At 53.9% G+C, this 1,094-nt stretch carries 1 protein-coding gene; it reads right to left on the bottom strand.

All coding sequences use genetic code 11. The features are described from left to right. A partial coding sequence (locus tag LC093_RS20220; RefSeq protein WP_264193226.1) for a condensation domain-containing protein occupies positions 1 to 1,049 on the bottom strand: 1,049 nt, incomplete at its 3' end. Positions 1,050 to 1,094: the final 45 nt, after the last annotated feature.

Raw genomic sequence — 1,094 nt, 5'->3', positions numbered from 1 at the left:
CTGCGCAGCGCCCTCGCGAGACGGTTGGCCCGCTGGTTCAGCGCTTGATAGCTGAGTTCCTCGCCTGCAAAAGACAGCGCGACTCGCTCAGGTGTACTCGCCACCTGGCGTTCAAATTCCCGCACCAGTGTGCTGTCGTATGGGTAGTTGGCTGAGCAGCTGTTCCACTCCAAGTACTGTGCCTGCTGCGCAGCATCACATAGGCTAATATCCTGATGCGCGGCGTGCGGTGCGATTCGAACATCTTCCAACACCGATGCCAATTGCGCTAACAGCCTATCGGCGTGCGCAGGTAGCAGCCAGACATCGCTGTATTTAATGCCCAAGTGCAGCGTATCGCCTCGCTCATAGGCGACGACAGATAGTGGATAATCCGTCTTTTCCATCGAGCCGCGGTAGCGCATCGTCGATTCAATGCCCGCGTCGGGTGCGTCGCGTTCTGATACCGGGTAGTTCTCAAATACAAAGAGTGTTTGAAACAGACGTTCGCCATTGCTCTGCAATTGACTGAGGGCAATGGCACTGTGGCTATTCAGCTCGGCAATGCCGGTATGAATGGCCTGCAACACCTGGACATTACTCGCCTTCTCCGGCCAATCAACCACCAGTGGCAAGGTGTTAATGTACATCCCGACGCTGCTCTCAATACCTGAGACGGGAATATCTCGCCCTGAGACAATGGTACCAACGATGGTCTGTGCATCCTGACTATAAACATTGAGCAGTTTGTGCCAGGCGAATTGCAAAAGGGCGTTGATCGTTACGCCCTGTGAGCGGCACAAATTTTTCAACTGTTCCGTCTGTTTCGTGGAGAAAGAAAGGAAGCTTTCCCTCGCTGGACCCACCGTCCCGGCCTCATAGGAGTGGCTCAAGAGACAACGAATGTCGTTCGCACTCCCCCAACCCAGCTTCTGTTCTCGCCAAAATGCTTCGGTTACCGGTGCCTCTTGCGCGTAATATTTCTGTGCTCGAATATAGGCGGTCTCCTCTTCCACTTCAGGAGTCTCACCTTTTACCAGTGCATCGTAGTACTGGTGCACTGTGCGCATTAAAATCGGGCCACTCCAACCGTCACTGATACTGTGATGTGTAGT

The organism is Microbulbifer aggregans, assembly GCF_020524005.1.
In the GTDB taxonomy this organism is placed as follows: Bacteria; Pseudomonadota; Gammaproteobacteria; order Pseudomonadales; family Cellvibrionaceae; genus Microbulbifer; species Microbulbifer aggregans_A.
Note: the sequence above shows the minus strand (reverse complement) of the source record. Positions and strands in the feature narration are given on the sequence as shown.